Raw genomic sequence first — 20,917 nt, forward strand, 5'->3', positions numbered from 1 at the left:
AAAAAAGCAAAGTTACCATTTTGATTTATTCTTTCGATAGAACAGTTTAGAAGTTTATGTTAAAACTAATTGGGAATTTATTCTATCGTCATTGATTTCAATTTGGTTCTATACGCTTCCAGAGCCACAGATTTCGAGATAAAACCATAGTATCTTCCTTCTTTTACTACTGGAAGAAATACAACTTTCGCATTTTCAAATTTATTCATTACGGTTTCCATACTGTCATTAGGAGTAATGATTTCTATGGGTTGAATCATAACTTCTTTTACCAACGTGTATTTTACTCGATATTGATTGAAGATGATCTCTCTTATAGTATTAAAATGAACAATACCTACCATTTTTTTATCTTTATCAACAACAGCAAAAATAACCTGATTAGAGTGTGAAATTAAATCAACTAACCGTTCTAAATTTTCATCAGGGGAAACGGTCAAATAATCTGTTTGAATGATGGAGTTAGTATCTAATGTCGTTAGAATATTTGAGTCTTTGTTACTCGTAAACGCATGCCCTTTTGCCGCTAAGCTCTTGACGTCCATGGAATGTTTTTCAAATCGTTTAGAAATGGCAAAACTGATTGAAGCAACTATCATAAGCGGAATCATTAAATTATACCCCCCAGTGATTTCAGCAATTAAGAAGATAGCTGTTAATGGCGCATGAAATAATCCGCTTAGAATTCCTGCCATTCCAACCATTGTAAAATTACTGATAGGTAACTTCGTAAGCCCCGTTAAATTTAAAAATTTAGAAAAGAAAAAACCCACATAAGAACCCAGAAATAGAGAAGGAGCGAAGTTTCCTCCATTACCACCACAACCTAAAGTAATTCCTGTAGCAAAAACTTTTAACATCATCGTTAAACCAACAAATATCAAAAGGGCCCAACTATTATTTCTAAAGCTACTGAAAAGGGTATTTTCAAGTAACTGTCCCGGATCACTTTCAGATAAAGTTTTAATACTTTCATAACCTTCACCAAAAAGAGTTGGAAAAACAAAGATTATGATTGCCAATATTGAAGCACCAAATAATGCTTTTTTATATGAAGATAATTTAAGTCGGCCAAAAAAATGTTCTACCCTAGCAAAGTTTCTGGAATAATAAACAGAAATAAATCCTGTGAATAAACCGAGAAGAATATAAAAAGGAATGTTATGAAAATCAAATGTTTGCTGTTGTTTGAAAGACAATAAAATAGTTTCATCCAATACAATAACAGATACCAACGCACCCGTAGCTGCAGCAATCATTATTGGAGTAAATGCTGAAATACTCACGTCAACTAATAAAACTTCAATGGCAAATAATACACCTGCAATTGGAGCATTAAACGCCGCAGCGACACCAGCCGCAACACCGCAACCTATAAGTAAGGTCCTGTCCTTATAACTTAATTTGTAACGCTGCGCGTAATTGGATCCAAAAGCGGCACCAGTAATCACAATTGGACTCTCTAAACCCGCAGACCCACCTAAACCAACGGTAAGCGAGCTGGTAATGATTTGCGCATACATTTGCTTTTTTGGTATGATACTCGCTTTTTTTGCGACCGTATATAAAATCTGTGATGTTCCCTTCTCAATTGTGCCTCCCAGAACTTTTTTGACAACAAAAACAGTCAAAAGTATTCCAATTATTGGTAAAATACTATTGATGAAGCTTAATTTTAAAATACCATTAATATATGTCGCAAACGAAAACACCCAATGGGCAAAGGATTTTAGTACAATCACCGCAAAAGCCGAAGAAATACCAACCATAACCGCAGATAAAAATATAAATTGCTTTGGTGTTAAAATAGATTGTGCAAAAGCGATTACGGTTTCTAGTTTCGAGAGATATTTTTTGAACATTCTATTTTTTTAAAGAGTGCTAAATTACAATTATTATTAGCTTACTTGATATTTTTCAATGCTTCTTTTGTACTCAAGGGCATTAAATTATTGTTAGCAACAAAAATTTTTACCGCTTCAGGATTTATTTTTGCATATTCCCTTAATGCCCATCCTATTGCTTTTTGAATGAAAAATTCCTTAGACATTTTATGTTTATTGCATTCAGTTTTCAATAAATCAAAGTTTGTTTTTTGTTTATAATTCAATTGAAATAAAATAGTGCTTCGATTCAGCCATATATTCTCTGATTTAGAAAAAAGGGCAATTATATTTTTGGTTTCCAATGAGAATTCTAATAAATATTCTCCCAAAATGTATTTTGCAATTGTATCAACACTATCCCACCAAGTATTTGTAACAATTAATTTTTCAATGATTTGAATATCATCTTTCTTATAATTTCCTTTGAGTTCTTTTATCAAAATTTCAATTGCGCAATAATGGAATTCCCGTTCTGGTTTCGAATATAGTTCTAAAGCAATCTCCCTTGCATTTTCAGTAACTTCGTTTTTGTTTTGTTTCCAAATTTCCTTGAAAATGCGTCTTCTGTCGTCTGTTTTTATTCCAAAGAAAGAAAAATTATTTCGCATATATTTGGCCATTGCAAAAGCATTTTCCGAATTTTGGTTTGCTGCGAAAGCATGCTCTAAGGCAGGTATAAATTTCATAAATTGTTCCTTTTTAAAATCCAACCGCTTTATCATCTCCTCTAAAATCTGCTCCACCTTCTAAAGTTTTATTTGGCAAAGCCAAAATAGCATCTACTTTTCCTATTACGGGAGTCATTTTTTCATTGATAAGATATCCTTTTGATTTCAAGGTTTCAAAGGTTTTTGTGTCGAAAGTGTTCGGTTCAAAAGTGATAAGATCAGGCAGCCACTGATGATGAAAACGGGGTGCATTTACGGATTCCTGCATACTCAAACTATATTCGTAAACATTTAATATCGTTTGCAATACCGAAGTGATAATCGTCGATCCACCTGGAGAGCCTACAACCATAAATAATTTTCCGTTTTTCTCGACGATGGTTGGCGTCATCGAACTCAACATTCTTTTTTGTGGCGCAATACTGTTGGCTTCATTTCCTACCAAACCAAACATATTTGGCTCACCTGGCTTCGTACTGAAATCATCCATTTCATTGTTTAAGAAAAAGCCCAATTCGTCACAGTAATATTTGGAACCATAACCATCATTTAATGTTGTAGTTGCTGAAACCGCATTGCCAAACTGATCCACAATAGAATAATGAGTAGTTTCCATACTCTCGTTATAATTTACTTTTCCTTCTTTTATATCCGATGATAAAGTGGCTTTTTCAAAACTAAAATTCGACATTCGTTGTTTTAAATAATTATCAGCCATTAATGCTTTTAGTGGAATTTTTACAAAATCAGGATCACCCAGATAATAACTTCTGTCGGCATAGGCTCTTCTTTCAGCTTCTACAATAACTTGAATGGCTTCTGTTGTATTGTGTCCCATTTTAGCCAAATCATGAGGTGCTATCATTTTGAATATTTCAGCCAGACATATTCCGCCACTGCTAGGTGGAGGCATAGAAATCACCTTTAGATCTTTATAATCAAAAGTGAGTGGCGTTCTCCATTTGGCTTCGTATTGAGCCAAATCTTCCAAAGTGATTATGGCTCCTTTTTCGTGCAGGTATTTAATTAATGTTTTAGCGGTTTCCCCTTTGTAAAATTCATCTCTGCCATTTTTGGTAATTCTTTTTAGAGTAGCAGCTAATGCCGGATATTTTATAAAGTCGTTTTCTTTGAAAACAGTAGAAAACAGAGAATTTGGTCCATTTCTTTTCAATATTTCCACTTTATAATCATTAAAACGAAGTTCTTGTTTCTTAGTAACTATCACACCTCTTTCTGCTAATGCAATTACAGGTTTTAATATTTCTTCGATAGACAAAGAACCTAATTTTCTATGAACTTCAAAAACTCCGGCAATCGTTCCAGGCACGCCAATGGCCAAAGCTGTCCCTGTACTTTTTCCTTTTATAACATTTCCTTTTTTGTCAAGGAACATATCTTTAGTGGCTGCTAATGGTGCTTTTTCTCGGTAATCCAATGAACCAACTTCGCCGTTTGCTTTTCGATACACCATAAAACCGCCACCGCCAAGATTTCCTGCAAACGGATAAGCAACTGCAAGCGCCAATTCGGTTGCAACCATCGCATCAAAAGCATTACCGCCTTTCTTCATGATTTCAACTCCAATTTTTGAAGCTTCTTCCCGTGCCGAAACTACCATTGCTTTATTAGCAACCAGTCCTGTAGGCTTTACCATTACATTTTGGGTTTTACATCCAATAGAAAAAATACTTAATAGAATAATAATTTTTTTCATTCTGATATTATGAATTTATAAGAATATATTATTTAAAAACCGACCGCTTTATTATCACCTCTTTTATCTGCACCACCTTCAAGTTTTCCATTTCGTAATACCAAAATAGCATCTAATTCCCCAATGATTTCCTTATTTTTTTCATTGATGTTATATCCTTTTTTCTTTAAATTATTTAATAATTCTTTATCAAAAGAATTGGGTTCAAATGTAATTTCATCAGGTAGCCATTGATGATGAAATCTTGGTGCATTTACTGCTTCTTGCATGCTCATTCCAAATTCATACACATTCAATATCGTCTGTAAAACAGATGTAATGATCGTTGAACCACCCGGCGTTCCCACAACCATAAAAAGTTTACCGTCTTTCTCTACAATTGTTGGCGACATAGAGCTCAGCATTCTTTTTTCGGGAGCAATGCTGTTGGCTTCCGTTCCTGTAAGTCCATATAAATTTGGAACCCCTGGCTTTGCGCTGAAATCGTCCATTTGATTATTTAAAAAGAAGCCCAGTTCATCGCAATATATTTTAGAACCATAATTGTCATTTAATGTAGTCGTTACCGATACAGCATTCCCTTTGGCATCCACAATCGAATAATGAGTGGTTTGCTTGCTTTCATATCCTTTAATTTTCCCATTAGCGATATCCGAAGATTTTGAAGCATGATCGAATGAAAAATCATTCATTCTCTTTTCTAAATAGGCTGGATCGACTAATTCTTTCAAAGGAAGCTCTACAAAATCAGGATCTCCCAAGAAATAATTCCGGTCGGCATACGCTCTTCGTTCCGCTTCCGTAATTACCTGAATCGTTTTTTGACTGTTGTGTCCCATTTGTGAAAGGTTATAAGGCTCAATCATTTTCATGATTTGATTTAAACAAATTCCGCCACTGCTTGGTGGAGACATTGAGGTAATCTTTAATTCTTTATATTGAAATGTAATGGGTGTTCTCCATTTTGCTTGGTATTTTTTCAAATCCTCCATTGTTACATTTCCGCCTTTATTGGCTAAAAAAGCAACTAGTTTTTGAGCGGTTTCTCCATGATAAAATTCATCACGGCCATTCATTGCAATTCTTTTTAAAGTAGCTGCTAATGCTGGATATTTAATAGTGTCATTTTCTTTATATTCTTTTGAAAATAAACTGTTACGCCCGTTAACCTTGATGAAAGAAGCTCGGTAATCCGCTAGACTTTGCGCTTGAAATTTAGTAACGACAACACCTCTTTCTGCCAAAGCAATTACAGGTTTCAGAATTTCATTTATAGGTAAGGAACCATATTTTTTGTGCACTTCGAATATTCCGGCAATGGTACCCGGAATTCCGGATGCCAAAGCGGTTTCTCTACTTTTACCTTCAATAACATTTCCGTCTTTATCCAAGAACATATCTTTTGATGCGGCCAAAGGTGCTTTTTCTCGGTAATCTATAGCACCTGTTTCGCCATTTGCTTTTCTGAAAACCATGAAACCACCACCGCCAATATTTCCTGCCTGTGGATGTGAAACCGCCAAAGCCAGTTCAGTTGCTACCATAGCATCAAAAGCGTTTCCGCCCTTTTTCATGATGTCAATTCCAATTTGCGAAGCTTCGTCGCGAGCAGAAACCACCATCGCTTTTGAAGTTACTAAACCTGTAGGTTCAACAGTTTTTTCATTTGATTTACAGCCTAAAACAGCAAAGGCAAGGAGAAAAAGTATTTTTTTCATAAGGTGATTATTTTTTCATTCGAAAATAGTATTAATTCTTTAAAAAACTCGCTAAACTCGGTTTCAAATTCCGAATAAAATTCTGAAAGTTCAGTTGTAGCAAAACGCATTTTGGATTCGTTTTTGGTGCGATGATCCATTTGTGTCAAAATTCGATTGATTCCTTCAACTGTTTGATAACTCACTAGCCAATTATGTTCAATCATGTAGGGCATCATTCCTTTGGTTCTATCGGATAAAATATCAGGATTATTATGCAAAGATTGATAAAAGCGACCTACAAATTCTTCTAGTTTTTCATTAGAGTACATGTTCCAGTTTTTAGCCAAAAAATGATCATAGAAAACATCTACGATCACACCCGCATAATGATGGTAATTTTTATGCAGGCGCTTAGTGCTTTGTCTGAATATGGAATGAGCATCTGTAAAAGTGTCGATGGCACGATGTAGAATAATTCCTTTTTGAACATCAATTGGATACGTTTCAAAATGTTTTCCCCGAATACCATCAGCCATAAAATTGCCGATTTTTATTAAATCATTATCTCCGGAAAGGTATATGTGCGCTAAAAAATTCATTCGCCTAATTTATGAATTATAAATGACTATTGTAAACTGTCAATTATTATATTTGTGATCAAATTAAAAATTTATATTTCAATATTTAAAATACTAATAATGACTTTAATAAAATCAATATCAGGAATTCGTGGAACTATTGGTGGGAAAGTAGGGGATAACCTGACCCCGGTTGATGCGGTTAAATTTGCTTCGGCGTATGGAACTTGGCTAAAAAAATATATAGGAAAAGATAAAATCACTGTTGTTGTAGGGCGTGATGCCCGTATTTCGGGACCAATGATTCACAATTTGGTGGTAAATACTTTAATTGGTTTAGGAATTGATGTCATTGATTTAGGACTTTCAACAACACCAACGGTTGAAGTTGCTGTTCCGTTAGAAAAAGCAGAAGGTGGAATTATCCTTACCGCTTCTCACAATCCAAAACAATGGAATGCCTTGAAATTATTGAATGAAAAAGGCGAGTTCCTAAATGGTGAAGAAGGGCTGAAAATTCTTGAAATTGCTGAGGCGGAAGCTTTCGATTTCTCGGATGTGGATGATTTAGGCGCTATTATTATTAACGATGCGTATATGGATATTCATATTGACGAGGTCTTAAATTTACCACTTGTAGATGTTGATGCTGTAAAAGCGGCTAAATTTAAAGTGGTGGTGGATGGTGTAAATTCTTCAGGAGGGATTATTATCCCAAGATTACTAGAATTAATGGGCGTTGAAGTAGTAGAATTATACTGTGAACCAAACGGACATTTTCCTCATAATCCGGAACCTTTAAAAGAACACTTAACAGATATTTCGGAATTGGTTGTCAAAGAAAAAGCGGATTTAGGTATCGTGGTAGATCCCGATGTGGATCGTTTGGCTTTCATTTGCGAAAACGGTGAAATGTTTGGTGAAGAATATACCTTGGTGGCTTGCGCCGATTATGTTTTGAGTAAAACACCAGGAAACACCGTTTCGAATATGTCGTCTTCCCGTGCATTGCGTGATGTGACAAATGCACATAATGGAAACTATGAAGCCAGTGCCGTAGGCGAGGTAAATGTAGTGGAATTGATGAAGAAGAATAATGCGGTGATAGGCGGCGAAGGAAACGGCGGAATCATTTATCCGGAATTGCATTACGGTCGTGATAGTTTGGTGGGAGTGGCGTTGTTTTTAACACATTTGGCCAACAAGAAAATGACAGTTTCTGCTTTACGCGCTTCGTATCCTGAATATTATATGAGCAAAAATAAAATTGAATTGACACCACAAATTGATGTAGATGCGATTCTTGTGGCCATGACTGAGAAATACAAGGATGAAGATATTACCACTATTGACGGCGTGAAAATTGACTTTGCTGAAAATTGGGTTCATCTAAGAAAATCGAATACAGAGCCAATTATTCGTATTTACACGGAAGCGTCTTCACAAGAAAAAGCAGATGTGTTAGCACTTCGAATCATTGAAGAAATAAAAGCAGTAGCAGGAATTTAATTTCATGTTTTTATATAATAGGAACCCTTTCAAAATAAAATTTGAAAGGGTTTTAATTTTTATTATGCGGTATAAAATGGAATTAAAAATTCACTCTAAAACTTACATTTGGGGTTAGGCCAAGTGATTTGTTATCCACTTTTATAGCGTTATCAGTGTTGTTTGGATCGACCTTGTAATACCTATTGATTATATTATCTTCGTTAGTTAAATTAATTATACCTGCACGCACAGTTGCCTTTATGGCATTTGTAACATTAAAGTTATAACTAAAGGATGCATCCAAACGCATGAAATTATTTAGGCTGCTACCATTAGGGCTATCATAATTGACCATCGTTGTATTGCCAATGGTTACTGTTTCATCACCTTTAACTGGTTTTGTATATGGTTGTCCATTTCTCCAAATTCCGCCAATAGAGGCTTTTAAGTTTTTATTAATTTCATAGTTAAGGCCAAAAGAAATCGAATGTCTAATATCTGCATTATTCGGGAATGTCGATGGATTAAAAGTTTCAAATTCATAATCATTGACACTAAAAGTATAACTAATCCAAGTACTATAGTTGCGAGCAGTCTTATTTGCTAAAAACTCGATGCCTTTTACAATATAGCTACCATGAGCATTTTTATATTGAAAATTGTTATAAAATCCCTGATTGGAGGCGGTGATTCCGTCAACTTTTTTTATGAAACCCGTAAGATCAACCAGTAGCTTATTTTTATTGAATTCCACACCAACAGAACCCTGCTTGCTTATGGCAACAGGAATATCATTATTATTTACCAGAACCCAACGTCTTTTCTCCACACCTAGAAAATCATCCTCAAAATCTACAATTTGAGTAGTAGATTGGTTTTTAAATTCTCCTTCAAGTTTTAACGCAAATTCGTTTGATAATTTTTGTCTAAAGTTTATTCTCGGCTCCACCAAAAACTTTGCAAATTTTTGAAAATAATTTAAGCGTACCCCAACTCTCAAATAGGTGTTTTTTTTGTTGAATTCGGCTTCAGAAAATACAGCATGATTTCGCAATACGTCTTTTATGGTGCTGGAGTAGGAAGGATTACTAACAACGGTTTGATTGAGCATACCCGTTTCATTTAATTGATAACCAACTAAGAAATTTAAGTGCTCATTAGTTTTGTAATAAGTATTCAATTTTACTCCCGTTTCAAGCACTTCGTTGGCTTCAGTCAAGCGTTGATCCGTTTCAACTCTATAATCCGCAGCATCAATATTATATCTAGAAAAGTAAGTGTTGAAGTTGGAACTTAATTTTGGACTCCATTGTGCTTTCCAATTTCCTCCGTAACCAATATTTTTCTGAGATAGGTTACTGGTTTTAGATTGGGTTGTATTTGAGTTTGCAGTTAAACGTTCTGAATAATCTAACGCATTATTAATCCCAATGACGTTGGCTCTGAATTGATGTTTTTCATTTAAATCAAAAAGCAATTTAGCCGTATAATCATAGAAGTAAAAGTCAGAGGAAGTATCATTTTTATCGCTGTCGGCATTGATTTCACTGTCTTGAAAACTGCGTTCAAAATATCGGGTATAGGTAGGGGATTTAAATAATTCGGTAACAGAACGGCGTCCGGATATATGTAGTGCCAGGTTTCTAGCAATAGGGATTTCCAAAAACGCATCGACACTGAGTAGATTTATTCCTCCGCCTCCTGAAAACGTATTAGATATAACATCCTTAGTGTACATACTTATCGTACTGGAAACGCCATCGCTATATTCCGCACTTGTTCCGTTTTTGCTCACCACTACTCTTTCGGTAAGGTTTGGGTTGTAAGCAGAAATTAAACCGAAAAAGTGACCGGAATGGTACATTTTGATATTATCCCACAGGATTAAATTTTGATCATTAGTACCGCCACGAACGTTGATATTAGCGATGCTTTCATTGGAACTTTCAACACCGGGAAGCGCTTGTATAGATTGCAAAATGTCCGGTTCTATTAATCCGGGAAGAATACCAAATTTTTTAGTATTTAAAACAGTGCTTCCATCTAAATATTTTTGTAATCCAGGGGTTAAATAGACATTTATCAAAACCTGATTCAGTTCCTCATTTTTTGCGGATAGAACAATTTCTTTGCAGTTTTTTTGTGCAGAAAACAATTCGCTTGCTTCAAATTGTTTGGATTCAAAACCCAAATAGGAAATGCTTAGTATTGCATTGATCGGAATGTTCTGTAATTTAAATTTTCCCGTTTCATCTGTTATGGTACTTCTTCCAATATCATTTACCAATATTGAAGCGCCAACTAAAAGAGATTTTTTTTCGTCGAAAACAACCCCACAAATGGATATTGTTTTGTTCAGCACTGAAACAGTAACATATCGACTGTCTAGCGCTTTAAAATTTAAAAGTGTTTTCGAATTTAGATAATCAATTGTTTCTTGTAATGTAAAAGAAGCATTCGGTTTGTCAATTTTAATGATAGCTACATCTTCAACGGCATACGAAAACTTAACATTGAATTGTTTTTCGACGGAAATAATAACGGCAGTCAAAGGTGTTTTTTTAGCTGTATTTTGTCCGTAACAAATACTGCCAATAAAAAGTAGCAAATAAATCAGCCATTTATTTAAGACCATAGTTGTAAAATATAATATTTTTGCCTTCGGTGCTGTAACTTAATTGAAGCGGAATTGTAACCGCTTGAAGCGCTATTTCTTTGTCAGTATGTGTAAAACTTCCCGTAAAAAGTTTTGAAGTATCCACATCTTTTACTTTAATTTTTATATCATATTGACGCTCTAGTTCTGCAATAACCTGATCTAACGGAATTCCGTTAAAGGTTGATTCTTGTTGTATCCAAGACGGGTTTGTTGCCTCGTAATCTTCAACGTTTTGAATTTGATTATTGATTACACGAAATGTTTTACCAGGGGGTAATTTTACGGTTTCATTTTTATACGTTACACTTACTAATCCCTCGTAACAGTGAACCTCAAAATAGTTGTCCCGTTGTTTTACATTAAAATGTGTGCCTAGTACTTGAACGATTCCATCGGAGGTATTAACACTAAAAGTTTGTCCCTTTTGCACCTTAAAATAAGCTTCGCCTTGCAGTGATAAATCTCTTTTTTCTTTCCATTTCTTTTCATTGAATGTTATTTTTGAAGCGGCATTTAATGTTACTTCTGAGTTATCGGGAAGATTGAAGGTTTTCGTTTGTGCTATTTGAGTTTCGAATGAGGTAGTATTATTAAAGAATAAGAAATAGGATGAAGTTAATAAAATAGCCAGGACAGCAGCAACTTTATAGAATGTCTTAAAGTTTAGTGTTCTAACTTTTGTTTCTTTTTTAGTTTTGTTTCTGAGCTTAAAAGATTCAAGTGCAACAGCTGCATCCACTTTTGGAGTTTCCAATTGTGATGCATAATGAGCAATTTTTTCCAGCGTTTCAAAACCTTCAGATTGTTTTAAATCCTTAATTTCTTTGCTTGAAAGCTCATTATTCAACCATTTTAATATCTCTTTTTCGTTTTTCATTTTATATCTCTATGTTTATAAGACAACTAACTTTGTATTTACCCTATAGCTAAATGACTAATTATATATTTTCTATTTGGGCTTTTAATATTTGTAGTGCTCCAGACATTCTTTTCTCTACGGTTTTTTGAGAGATATCGAGTAACTCCGCTATTTCTCTGTACTTTTTTCCATCTATACGATTCAGTAAAAATACTTCCCTTTGCACTTCGCTTAATGATGCGATTGCATGGGTAAGTTTTTGTTTAAATTCTTCTTCTTCTAATAAATATTCAGGACTTTGATTGTTGGTATCTAAATTTGGAGATTCTTTAGCATAAGCCAGTACGACTTTTTGATGCTTGATATTGTTTAGAAATAAATTATTGATGCTGGTAAACAAATAGGTTTTTACTTTACTAAAATCAATTTTGGAACAATTCTCCCAAATTTTAGTAAATGCATCCTGTACCAAGTCTAATGCAGCTTCGTTATCGCCACATTTATAATAAGCAAAGTTATTTGCCGATTGGACATGTTTTAAGTAAAAGTCTCTAAAATGATTTTCTTCGCAAAGTTTAGTGTTATCGTCGCTCATTTAATACTATTTCATTTTGGTAGGTGGTAAAAGTAATTTTTTTTTTCAAAATTAATGTTGTAAATTATGAGTTTACTTTATTTTAATTAAAATTTAAATGTTTAAAATATTGTAAATAAATGTGTTGCGTTTTATTTGATTAATTATTTTATTTTTTTTAGAATTTAGGGTAGGGTAAATACAAAGAGAGTTGTCTTACTAACAGAAAGGCGCAAGAAAGACCGCTTGTAAATATAAAAAAACATTAAATTTGAAAATCATGAAAAAATTAAAAACGATTACAGGGATTGCACTAATGGCTATTTTAGGTTTTACTTCTTGTCAAAGTGAAGTAAACGATGTTTACGGAGAAAATCCAAATACAAATGCAGCCAATTCTACGACTGCAAACAATTTAAAACGTACTTCTATGTACGATGGCTCATTTGATGATTTTATTGATGGAGCTTCTTGCTCTTCAATTGTACTACCAGCTAGTGCAAAAGTTAATGGTATTCAGGTTTCAATTTTAAGTCAACTGGATTACCAACAGGTAATTTCTATTTTAGGACAATACAATAATAATCAAGATACTGTCGTTCTGCAATTCCCTTTAAAAGTAAAATTAAGTAACTATACAGAGGCAACTGTTACTAATCAAATAGAGTATAATGCTATTCTTAATGCGTGTACATCAGCAGAGGCTTCTGGACAAGATGCCATTTCTTCGGTAAATATTAACTTCCCAATTACAATTTTAACGTATAATGTTAGTTTAGTACAAACAGGAAGTGTTGTCATCACATCCGAGCAACAATTATATACGTATATGTCTAATGTAAGCAGCACGGAATTATTTTCAGTAAAATACCCAATGACAGTTACGCTTATTGATGGTACAAAAACAACAATTTCAAGTGACGCTGAATTTCAATCGACTATTAATGCATCTCTAAAAACAGAAGCAACAATGGCAACGGCGGTTGAAAATTCAAAAAAACTAGAGACAATTTTGGTAAATGGAAAGTTTAAAGTGGAATCATTTTTAACTTCAGGAGTCAATACCGCAACTAACTATAAAGATTACACGGTTGATTTTGCAAATAATTTATCTGTAACTGCTGTTAGTACATTAAGCGCAACTGTAAATGGAACCTATGCTGTGAGTTCACAATTAGAAGTTTTTCTTAAATTGAATTTTTCTGGTAATGCGACATTCAATTTGTTAAACAATAATTGGAAAGTAACTAGTTTTACTGCTACATCAATTTCATTACAAAGTACTACTAACGCAGCAGTAACAGTAATTTTGAAACAAATATAAAGCAGGGTTTAATTTGAATGCTATATAATAAATAACAGTTGCGGTAAATACTGTAGCTGTTATTTATAAATTAACTAATAACTTAAAAAGATAATAATGAAAAAAAGAATTGCAGTACTAACGATATGTTTTGGCTTATTGCTATCCTGTTCAAAAGAGGATGATTTAAGTAACAGTTCCGGAACAGTAAGTTCCATTGCTAACAATAAAAAGCCTACCGGTAGTTCGGCAAATGATTTATTATCTGACAATACGTTTAAAAGTACAGTTGTTGAATTGGTTTATGTCGTAGGATTTGAACCCACAACTGCCGCAATAAACAACTTCGTAGCGTTTCTAGAAGCAAGAACCTATAAACCTGGGGGAATAACTGTAATTAAAAGAGCAATTGCCTCGCCTGGGAATGCTCCTTATACAAATGAAGAAATCGCAGCAATTGAGGATGCTAACAGAACAAAATACAATACGGCAAATCAAGTAGCGATATGGGCATTCTTTGCCGATGGACAATCAACTAGTGATACCAGTACAAGTGTTATTTTAGGAACCGCGTATAGAAATACTTCATTTGTTATTTATGAAAAAACCGTTCAAGGTTTAAGCGACAGTCCATTTGAGCCAAACAGGACTTTGCTTGAAACGACGGTAATTACACACGAGTTTGGACATATTCTTGGACTGACAAACCTTGGTACCGCTTTGCAAAGTAATCATGAAGATACGGCACATGCTAAGCATTGTAATGTAAATAGTTGCTTAATGTTTTGGTCTTCAGAAACAGGAAATGGTATTGGGAATATGGTTTCAGGTGGATCAGCGCCGCAGTTAGACGCACAATGTATTGCAGATCTGCGTGCCAATGGAGGAAAATAAAATAGTAGATATATTATAATTCAAAAACAGAAATTTTATGAAAAAGCAGAATTTAATAATTGCCTTATTTTTTGGGATGGTAGCTTCAATCAGTGCCCAAAATAAAACGTATCACAAATCAAACGCAGGTATAAAAGGCGGGTATAATTTAGCCGCAGTAAATTATGATGGTCAAGGAGAAACAGGACAACGTCATGGATTTCATGTAGGTGTTTACGGCGAGGAATTTATTAGCCCAAATTTTTCAATTCAACCGGAATTAATGTATTCTCAACAAGGATATGAGATCAAAGACAGTAATGGGACATTTACGCAAAAATTAAATTATATCAATTTACCGGTAATGCTTAAAGCGTATCCTTCTAAAAATTTCTTTTTGGAAGCAGGCCCACAAATAGGATTGGCTATTTCTCATAAAGAAGAGTATAATGGTTTCATTAGTAGTTCACAAGAATACGATCCAAACAATTTTGATTGGGGAATGAACTTTGGAGGTGGTTTTAAAACCGATTCCGGTATAAGTTTAGGTGTACGTTATCATTTGGGTTTAGGAGATTTGTATGATAGTGGTCAGGCACATAACAGAGTTTGGCAATTTTCAGTAGGGTTTGATTTATAAAACCAATAGTTCTAAAATAAAAAATCCTTTCAGAGTGTAAACTTTTGAAAGGATTTTGTTTTTAAGTTAATTTGGTTCCGTTTTTGGAGCGAATGATTGGGCTTTTTTAGTAGCAATGTTCCCGTTTTACGTTACAATCTTTCTAGTCCTGAACTTGTTTCAGGATCCTGAAACAAGTTCAGGACTAGAAAGGATTTTCACTGCAACCGGGGCTAAATTTGGAAGAATGGTGCTTTTTTGGGCGCGGATTAGAAATTCACATTATCAGGTTTCAAAAGAGACCTCCAAATAAATTTCTAATTTTAAAAATCGCAAGAAAACCTATATCTTTGAACTCAAATTAAGTAACAATGACCACCACAGAAATGCCAACTCAATTAGAACAATACTTCCAACAGTTTCGCGATAACATTATTGGAATCAATCAAAAATTTGAAACTCCCTACGGGCAGCAACAAATTATTTATACAGATTGGACAGCCAGTGGTCGTTTATATCGCCCTATCGAGGAAAAATTAATGAATGAATTTGGTCCTTTTGTGGCCAATACCCATACAGAGACTACAGTTTCTGGTACAGCAATGACTAAAGCATATCATCAGGCGCGTCATATTATAAAACATCATGTTAATGCAAATGCAGATGATGTTTTAATAACTGATGGAACAGGAATGACAGGTGTTGTCAATAAATTTCAACGTATTTTGGGATTAAAAGTACCAGAAAACCTAAAAGATTTCATCACTATTCCAGCCGAAAAAAAGCCAGTTGTTTTTATTTCTCACATGGAACATCATTCCAATCAAACCTCTTGGTTAGAAACTATTGCTGATGTTGAAGTAATCCCGTCCACTGAAGATGGTTTGTTCAGTATTGAAAATTTAGAAATACTGCTTGAAAAATATAAAGATAGAAGTTTCAAAATTGCTTCAATCACTTCTTGTTCCAATGTTACAGGAATTAGAACACCATATCATGATGCAGCAAAATTGATGCATCAGCATAACGGACTTTGTTTTGTGGATTTTGCCTGTTCTGGACCTTATGTAAAAATAGATATGCATCCCGAAGATCCAGAAAGTTATTTGGATGCTATTTTCTTCTCTCCACATAAATTCCTTGGCGGACCCGGAACTTGTGGCGTTTTGGTATTCAATAAAAAATTGTATCAAAATTTGGTACCTGATTGTCCTGGAGGCGGAACTGTAAGTTGGACAAATCCTTGGGGAGAACACAAGTATATTGATAATATTGAAGATAGGGAAGACGGTGGAACACCTGGTTTTCTTCAAGTCATAAAAACGGCACTGGCAGTTCAGTTGAAAGAGAAAATGGGAATTGATAATATTCTAAAACGCGAGCACGAAATCGTGGATTATGCTTTTGAATCATTAGGGAATGTACCAAACATTAAAATTCTTGCCGGTCAGCATCAGGATAGGTTAGGGGTGATTTCTTTTTTTATTGAGGATTTACATTTCAATTTAGGAGTGAAATTGCTAAATGATAAATTCGGAATTCAAACTCGTGGCGGTTGCAGTTGTGCCGGAACTTATGGACATTTTTTATTGCATGTAGACCAAGAAACCTCCCATAAATTAATTGACGAAATTACTTTAGGTGATTTAATCAGAAAGCCGGGTTGGATCAGAATGTCGATTCATCCAACAACTACAAATGCTGAAATTGAATTTGTTTGTAACGGGATAAAAGCATTGGCTGAAAACCACAAAATCTGGGCTTTGGACTATGATTATAATGCTGTCTCAAATGAATTTATAAATAAAGACGCAAAACCTTTAGAAGATCAATTGGTGAAAAGCTGGTTTTCATTGTAAAAAGTTGAGGTTTTAATAGAACTAAAAAAATCACATATTATAAACGCTATTGTTTATAATATGTGATTTTTTTTTAACTGGAAATTGCGACTGAAAACTGTAACTGAACACTGTCAACTGACCACTACCTTCTGTGTTTCCATCTTTTATGCGTCCAAAAATAATATTCAGGAGCTTCGTATATTTGTTTTTCTACTTCTTTTATAAAGATATGAGTAATCCCAAAGTCGGGAACTGAATTTGGATTGTCACTAATAGGAATTATGGTAAGTTCGTAATATCCTCTTTTTACCTTTTTTACTTTGGCAAAAACTACGGTCATATCATACTTTTTGGCTAACATTTCAGGGCCGGTATGAACAGGAACTTCAACACCCAAAAAGCTATCCCAATGGAATATCCGGTCTGCTTTTGGAGATTGATCACTAGCTAATCCATATACACAATGAATGCCATTTTTTTGATTATTAGAAATAAATGGAATTGTTTTATACGTTGGAACTAATTCCGTGTTGTATTTTGATCGAATATCTCTAGCGAGTTTATCAAAATATTTATTGGCTAATTTTTTGTAAACACCTACACCTTGAAAAGATATTTTTTGGTTCAGTGTAATGAGCCATTCCCAACTTGCATAATGAGAAGCTATTAGCATGATGCTTTTTCCTTTTTTCTCATACTCCTTTATTACCTCCAGATTAGTTATTACGAATCTTTTGTTCATTTCTTCAGACGAAATGGTCATGGTTTTTATCATTTCCATGAACATATCGCATAAATGCTGATAGGATTTTTTCTCTATTACAAGACGTTCTTTATCATTAAGATGAGGTAACGCCAAGGCTAAATTTGCTCTAACGGTTTTCTTTCGGTAACCAATGATGTAATAGACTATAAAATAGACGAAGTCAGATAACCAATAAAAAATGCGAAAAGGGAGAATAGAAATCATCCATAGAAATGGATAAGCTATTATAAATATAAGAAATTGCATTCAGTAATTTTTTATGCAAATATAAGGCAAAAATGAATATCGATATAAGTTTTGAACACTTACTAGTGAGATCTAGGAGAATCACTACATTTACAATTCAAAATAAATATACTTTATGAATGCCATTTTAATAGGAATAATAGTTGCTAATGTACTGATGAGTTACAAAGGGTTTAATGACCTTTCTTTTTTTAGAAAATACGAGTTTCATGTGGGCAGTATTCGAGCTGGAGAACAAATCCGAATGTTTTCGTCAGGATTTCTTCATGCTGATTTTCCACATTTGATTTTTAATATGTTAACGCTATATTTTTTTGCACCAGTTGTTATTGAGTATTTGGGAGATTTCTCTTTTGCTTTGATTTATATCGGGAGTTTAATTTTTGGAAGTTTGTTGACTATGCTTTTGCATAAAAATGATTATAGTTATAGAGCCGTAGGAGCATCAGGTGCAGTTACAGGGGTTTTATATTCGGCGATATTATTACAACCGGATATGATGTTGGGTTTATTTTTCGTTATTCCTATACCAGCTTATCTTTTTGGAATTCTTTATTTAATGTATTCGATTTATGGGATGAAAGCTAAAAATGATAACATTGGTCACACCGCGCATTTTGGAGGCGCGATTGGAGGATATATGATAACACTTATAAAAGACCCTCAATTGTTCGTAGATCATACCTTGATGGTCGTTTTATTGGCTATTCCTATAGTTATTCTTTTTGTGATGGAAAAAATGGGCAAGTTATAAGTAATGGCACAACTTTTGAAAGAATATTACAACAAAAAACAATTAAACCCTAGATAAGATGAAAAAAGCAGTACTAATTCTGGCAATTCTATTTCTGACACTTTCTTATGGTCAGGAAATTAAACAAATTCCGCAAATAAATGTAAATGGGGAAGGTAAAGTAAAGGTTGTTCCAGATCAGGCGACTATACTTGCAACTATTGAAACCAAAGGGAATAACGCCAAAGATGTTAAAAAGGAGAATGATCAAAAAATGGAAGCCGTTTTAAGATTTATTAAAAAAATGAATTTGGATCCTGCAGATTACAAGACCCAACGTGTTTCTTTGAATCCGCAATACGATTATGAAAAAAAGAAACACAGCTATAATGCAACTCAAACTGTGGAGATTTTGCTAAAAGATTTATCAAAATATGATGAATTAATGGATGGTTTAGTTGATCAGGGAATTAATAGAATTGATAGTGTAACCTTTCAATCATCAAAGTTGGCTCAATACCAATCTGAAGCTAGAAAATTAGCGATGAAAGAGGCAAAATTGAAAGCGGAGGACTATGTATCTGTTCTGGGACAAAAAGTAGGGCGCGCTATGATAATATCTGACAATTCACAGACTTATTATCCACAACCGATGTATGCGGCCATGAAATCAATGGAAATGAGTGATTCTAAAGCTCCAAGAGAAACGCTTGCAGTCGGCGAAATTAATACTACTGCTAATGTTAGTGTAAGTTTTATTTTGGAGTAATAAAATACATTAAAAAATATATAAATCCCATCTCATTTAAAAAGGAGATGGGTTTTTTTTTGAATTTATTTTCACGGAAAGAAACGTTAAACATTTTAGGTAGATACCAGACCAAAATTAGGATCCTTCGGGACTGGAGAGCCTACAAATTTTTATATAAAAAAAAACGTTTCAATTGCTTGAAACGTTTTAGTGGGGAGAGCAGGATTCGAACCTGCGAAGTTTACACAGCAGATTTACAGTCTGCCCTCGTTGGCCGCTTGAGTATCTCCCCAAGACTCAACAAGCATTGCTTATTGTGCTAACCGGATGCAAATATAAAAACTGTTTTGAAGTTTCCAAACTATATTTACACTTAATTTTAGTATTATTTTTAAAGCATTGGTATTGAATAAAATAAAAAAATCTCCACTAGGGAGATTTTTTAGTTTATTCTAATAATTGGACTTATTTAGCTAAAAGCTCCATAATTTTTGCTCTTAATTCTTCACCTCTTAGATCTTTTGCAACTACATTTCCTGATGCATCAAGAATAAAAGTGGCAGGAATAGATTCTACTTTATATTGTTTGGCTATTGGCTCGTCCCAAAATTTTAAATTTGAAACATGATTCCATGTCAATTTATCTTTTGCAATAGCTTCTTTCCAAGCTTTCGCATCTTTATCTAAAGACACACCAACAATATTAAGACCTTTTGAATGCAGGTCTTTATAAATTGCTACAACATTTGGATTTTCTGCTCTACAAGGTCCACACCAAGAAGCCCAAAAATCAACGATTGTAACTTTACCTAAACATTCTTTCAGAGAAATTATTTTCCCTTCAGGATTAGGACCAGAAAAATCTGCTCTTCATTTAGCTTCAGCTGCTGGAGCTGGAGCCGGCGCTGGAGGAGTAGTTCCAACAGAAGGTGATTTCATTTCAGCAAGTTTTGCCTTTACTGCTTTACCTGGCTTCGTATTTTTTAGAGACTCCTCTAAGCCATTGTACATTTTTTCAGATTTTTTAGAATCAGCGCTTGGATCATTCAACATTCCTTGAATAATTAAAACAGAAATAAATGATTTTGGGTGAGTTTCAGCATAAGCGACATATTTAGCTTTTGAAGCCTCGCCAACTTCTTGCTGGATTTTAGCAAAATCTTTCATTAAACCATTGATTACAACAGTATCTTTAGCTTGTTGCGCGGCATTCATTGCTTGCATGTTTTTCGTTTGGAAATCCATTAATTTCTTTTGAACTTGGGTGATTTCCTTATTGAAAGTTACATATTCATCATTGTTGTACGTACCCGAAACTTTTGATTTTTGAAGAGTATCTTTATTTACTACAATTGTAATATCGCCATTTTCTAAAATGAAAGGAATTTTTTCTTGTGTTCCTTCAATTTGTAATGTATGAAAAGAAGGCTCTAAAGCTTTTCCTTTAATTTCAAATTTACCATTTTCAATTTTTACAGTATCGATAGCAATCATTCCCATACCATTTTCATTCTGGGTTTCCATGATAACTGTTTTTCCATTTTCAAATCCTGTTGCAGTACCTGAGATGGTATATTTATCTTTAGTACAAGAAGTCAAGATCACAACAGCAGAAAGTAATAAAATTATTTTTTTCATTATTTATTTAGTTAA

General features: G+C 34.0%; 17 protein-coding genes, 1 tRNA gene and 1 pseudogene. 7 read left to right on the forward strand and 12 right to left on the reverse strand.

Going from position 1 to position 20,917, the window contains the following annotated elements:
* Positions 1–77: 77 nt before the first annotated feature.
* The 5 genes from ACFX5F_RS15105 to ACFX5F_RS15125 are packed head-to-tail and all read right to left on the reverse strand — an operon-like array spanning position 78 to position 6,570.
* Positions 78–1,862 carry a chloride channel protein gene (locus ACFX5F_RS15105; RefSeq protein WP_379852863.1) on the reverse strand — a complete coding sequence of 595 codons (1,785 nt, stop codon included), beginning with the start codon at positions 1,860–1,862 and terminating at the stop codon, positions 78–80.
* Between the two features lie 41 nt (positions 1,863–1,903).
* Complete coding sequence (locus ACFX5F_RS15110; RefSeq protein ID WP_379852864.1) at positions 1,904–2,572, reverse strand: DNA alkylation repair protein; 669 nt, start codon at positions 2,570–2,572, stop codon at positions 1,904–1,906.
* A gap of 13 nt (positions 2,573–2,585) precedes the next feature.
* Positions 2,586–4,271: a gamma-glutamyltransferase gene (gene ggt, locus ACFX5F_RS15115; protein ID WP_379852865.1), complete on the reverse strand. Its 1,686-nt coding sequence runs from the start codon at positions 4,269–4,271 to the stop codon at positions 2,586–2,588.
* A 32-nt stretch (positions 4,272–4,303) separates the two neighbouring features.
* Complete coding sequence (gene ggt / locus ACFX5F_RS15120; RefSeq protein WP_379852866.1) at positions 4,304–5,989, reverse strand: gamma-glutamyltransferase; 1,686 nt, start codon at positions 5,987–5,989, stop codon at positions 4,304–4,306.
* The gene (locus tag ACFX5F_RS15125; protein ID WP_379852867.1) at positions 5,986–6,570 is read right to left on the reverse strand and encodes an acyl carrier protein phosphodiesterase; all 585 of its coding nucleotides are present in this window, start codon (positions 6,568–6,570) and stop codon (positions 5,986–5,988) included. The genes ggt (ACFX5F_RS15120) and ACFX5F_RS15125 overlap by 4 nt, the downstream gene beginning before the upstream one ends.
* 99 nt (positions 6,571–6,669) lie before the next feature.
* On the opposite strand from ACFX5F_RS15125, the gene glmM reads away from it, so the two are divergent.
* The gene (glmM, locus tag ACFX5F_RS15130) at positions 6,670–8,058 is read left to right on the forward strand and encodes a phosphoglucosamine mutase (RefSeq protein ID WP_379852868.1); all 1,389 of its coding nucleotides are present in this window, start codon (positions 6,670–6,672) and stop codon (positions 8,056–8,058) included.
* Positions 8,059–8,140: 82 nt separating this feature from the next.
* On the opposite strand, the gene ACFX5F_RS15135 is transcribed toward glmM, so the two are convergent.
* From ACFX5F_RS15135 to ACFX5F_RS15145, 3 genes are all read right to left on the reverse strand, one after another.
* Complete coding sequence (locus ACFX5F_RS15135) at positions 8,141–10,675, reverse strand: TonB-dependent receptor plug domain-containing protein (protein ID WP_379852870.1); 2,535 nt, start codon at positions 10,673–10,675, stop codon at positions 8,141–8,143.
* Positions 10,662–11,576: a FecR family protein gene (locus ACFX5F_RS15140; protein WP_379852871.1), complete on the reverse strand. Its 915-nt coding sequence runs from the start codon at positions 11,574–11,576 to the stop codon at positions 10,662–10,664. The genes ACFX5F_RS15135 and ACFX5F_RS15140 overlap by 14 nt, the downstream gene beginning before the upstream one ends.
* A gap of 61 nt (positions 11,577–11,637) precedes the next feature.
* A complete protein-coding gene (locus tag ACFX5F_RS15145) occupies positions 11,638–12,153 on the reverse strand; it encodes an RNA polymerase sigma factor (RefSeq protein ID WP_379852873.1) in 516 nt (171 codons plus the stop codon).
* A 259-nt stretch (positions 12,154–12,412) separates the two neighbouring features.
* Between ACFX5F_RS15145 and ACFX5F_RS15150 the strand changes: the two genes are divergently transcribed.
* The 4 genes from ACFX5F_RS15150 to ACFX5F_RS15165 all read left to right on the forward strand — a co-directional run bounded on the left by ACFX5F_RS15150 (position 12,413) and on the right by ACFX5F_RS15165 (position 16,786).
* The gene (locus ACFX5F_RS15150; protein WP_379852875.1) at positions 12,413–13,456 is read left to right on the forward strand and encodes a hypothetical protein; all 1,044 of its coding nucleotides are present in this window, start codon (positions 12,413–12,415) and stop codon (positions 13,454–13,456) included.
* Between the two features lie 96 nt (positions 13,457–13,552).
* Positions 13,553–14,329, forward strand: a complete 777-nt coding sequence (locus ACFX5F_RS15155; RefSeq protein WP_379852876.1) for a membrane metalloprotease — start codon at positions 13,553–13,555, stop codon at positions 14,327–14,329.
* Between the two features lie 37 nt (positions 14,330–14,366).
* Positions 14,367–14,948, forward strand: a complete 582-nt coding sequence (locus tag ACFX5F_RS15160) for a porin family protein (protein WP_379852877.1) — start codon at positions 14,367–14,369, stop codon at positions 14,946–14,948.
* A gap of 350 nt (positions 14,949–15,298) precedes the next feature.
* Positions 15,299–16,786: an aminotransferase class V-fold PLP-dependent enzyme gene (locus ACFX5F_RS15165; RefSeq protein WP_379852879.1), complete on the forward strand. Its 1,488-nt coding sequence runs from the start codon at positions 15,299–15,301 to the stop codon at positions 16,784–16,786.
* 124 nt (positions 16,787–16,910) lie between these two features.
* Here the strand turns inward: ACFX5F_RS15165 and ACFX5F_RS15170 are convergent, their stop codons facing one another.
* Complete coding sequence (locus tag ACFX5F_RS15170) at positions 16,911–17,780, reverse strand: lysophospholipid acyltransferase family protein (protein WP_379852880.1); 870 nt, start codon at positions 17,778–17,780, stop codon at positions 16,911–16,913.
* A gap of 115 nt (positions 17,781–17,895) precedes the next feature.
* Between ACFX5F_RS15170 and ACFX5F_RS15175 the strand changes: the two genes are divergently transcribed.
* Together ACFX5F_RS15175 and ACFX5F_RS15180 are read left to right on the forward strand one after the other, a co-directional pair.
* Entirely contained in the window at positions 17,896–18,534 is a 639-nt protein-coding gene (locus tag ACFX5F_RS15175; RefSeq protein ID WP_379852881.1) for a rhomboid family intramembrane serine protease, read from the forward strand.
* Between the two features lie 58 nt (positions 18,535–18,592).
* Positions 18,593–19,282: an SIMPL domain-containing protein gene (locus ACFX5F_RS15180; protein WP_379852882.1), complete on the forward strand. Its 690-nt coding sequence runs from the start codon at positions 18,593–18,595 to the stop codon at positions 19,280–19,282.
* Positions 19,283–19,475: 193 nt separating this feature from the next.
* Here the strand turns inward: ACFX5F_RS15180 and ACFX5F_RS15185 are convergent.
* The 3 genes and pseudogenes from ACFX5F_RS15185 to ACFX5F_RS15195 all read right to left on the reverse strand — a co-directional run bounded on the left by ACFX5F_RS15185 (position 19,476) and on the right by ACFX5F_RS15195 (position 20,902).
* Positions 19,476–19,556 (reverse strand) — tRNA-Tyr (locus ACFX5F_RS15185).
* 173 nt (positions 19,557–19,729) lie between these two features.
* Positions 19,730–20,116 (reverse strand): annotated as a pseudogene (locus ACFX5F_RS15190) (TlpA family protein disulfide reductase); the annotation flags it as partial.
* A gap of 18 nt (positions 20,117–20,134) precedes the next feature.
* The gene (locus tag ACFX5F_RS15195) at positions 20,135–20,902 is read right to left on the reverse strand and encodes a DUF4369 domain-containing protein (RefSeq protein WP_073209871.1); all 768 of its coding nucleotides are present in this window, start codon (positions 20,900–20,902) and stop codon (positions 20,135–20,137) included.
* Between the last annotated feature and the right edge of the window lie 15 nt (positions 20,903–20,917).

Source organism: Flavobacterium zhoui (genome assembly GCF_042787235.1).
Taxonomy (GTDB): domain Bacteria; phylum Bacteroidota; class Bacteroidia; order Flavobacteriales; family Flavobacteriaceae; genus Flavobacterium; species Flavobacterium zhoui.

Coding starts and splice junctions, on each gene's coding strand:
- ACFX5F_RS15155 (WP_379852876.1), top strand. CDS start 13,553: ATGAAAAAAAGAATTGCAGTACTAACGATATGTTTTGGCTTATTGCTA.
- ACFX5F_RS15110 (WP_379852864.1), bottom strand. CDS start 2,572: ATGAAATTTATACCTGCCTTAGAGCATGCTTTCGCAGCAAACCAAAAT.
- ACFX5F_RS15150 (WP_379852875.1), top strand. CDS start 12,413: ATGAAAAAATTAAAAACGATTACAGGGATTGCACTAATGGCTATTTTA.
- glmM (WP_379852868.1), top strand. CDS start 6,670: ATGACTTTAATAAAATCAATATCAGGAATTCGTGGAACTATTGGTGGG.
- ACFX5F_RS15175 (WP_379852881.1), top strand. CDS start 17,896: ATGAATGCCATTTTAATAGGAATAATAGTTGCTAATGTACTGATGAGT.
- ggt (WP_379852866.1), bottom strand. CDS start 5,989: ATGAAAAAAATACTTTTTCTCCTTGCCTTTGCTGTTTTAGGCTGTAAA.
- ACFX5F_RS15125 (WP_379852867.1), bottom strand. CDS start 6,570: ATGAATTTTTTAGCGCACATATACCTTTCCGGAGATAATGATTTAATA.
- ACFX5F_RS15145 (WP_379852873.1), bottom strand. CDS start 12,153: ATGAGCGACGATAACACTAAACTTTGCGAAGAAAATCATTTTAGAGAC.
- ACFX5F_RS15165 (WP_379852879.1), top strand. CDS start 15,299: ATGACCACCACAGAAATGCCAACTCAATTAGAACAATACTTCCAACAG.
- ACFX5F_RS15180 (WP_379852882.1), top strand. CDS start 18,593: ATGAAAAAAGCAGTACTAATTCTGGCAATTCTATTTCTGACACTTTCT.
- ACFX5F_RS15160 (WP_379852877.1), top strand. CDS start 14,367: ATGAAAAAGCAGAATTTAATAATTGCCTTATTTTTTGGGATGGTAGCT.
- ACFX5F_RS15170 (WP_379852880.1), bottom strand. CDS start 17,780: ATGCAATTTCTTATATTTATAATAGCTTATCCATTTCTATGGATGATT.
- ACFX5F_RS15135 (WP_379852870.1), bottom strand. CDS start 10,675: ATGGTCTTAAATAAATGGCTGATTTATTTGCTACTTTTTATTGGCAGT.
- ACFX5F_RS15105 (WP_379852863.1), bottom strand. CDS start 1,862: ATGTTCAAAAAATATCTCTCGAAACTAGAAACCGTAATCGCTTTTGCA.
- ACFX5F_RS15195 (WP_073209871.1), bottom strand. CDS start 20,902: ATGAAAAAAATAATTTTATTACTTTCTGCTGTTGTGATCTTGACTTCT.
- ACFX5F_RS15140 (WP_379852871.1), bottom strand. CDS start 11,576: ATGAAAAACGAAAAAGAGATATTAAAATGGTTGAATAATGAGCTTTCA.
- ggt (WP_379852865.1), bottom strand. CDS start 4,271: ATGAAAAAAATTATTATTCTATTAAGTATTTTTTCTATTGGATGTAAA.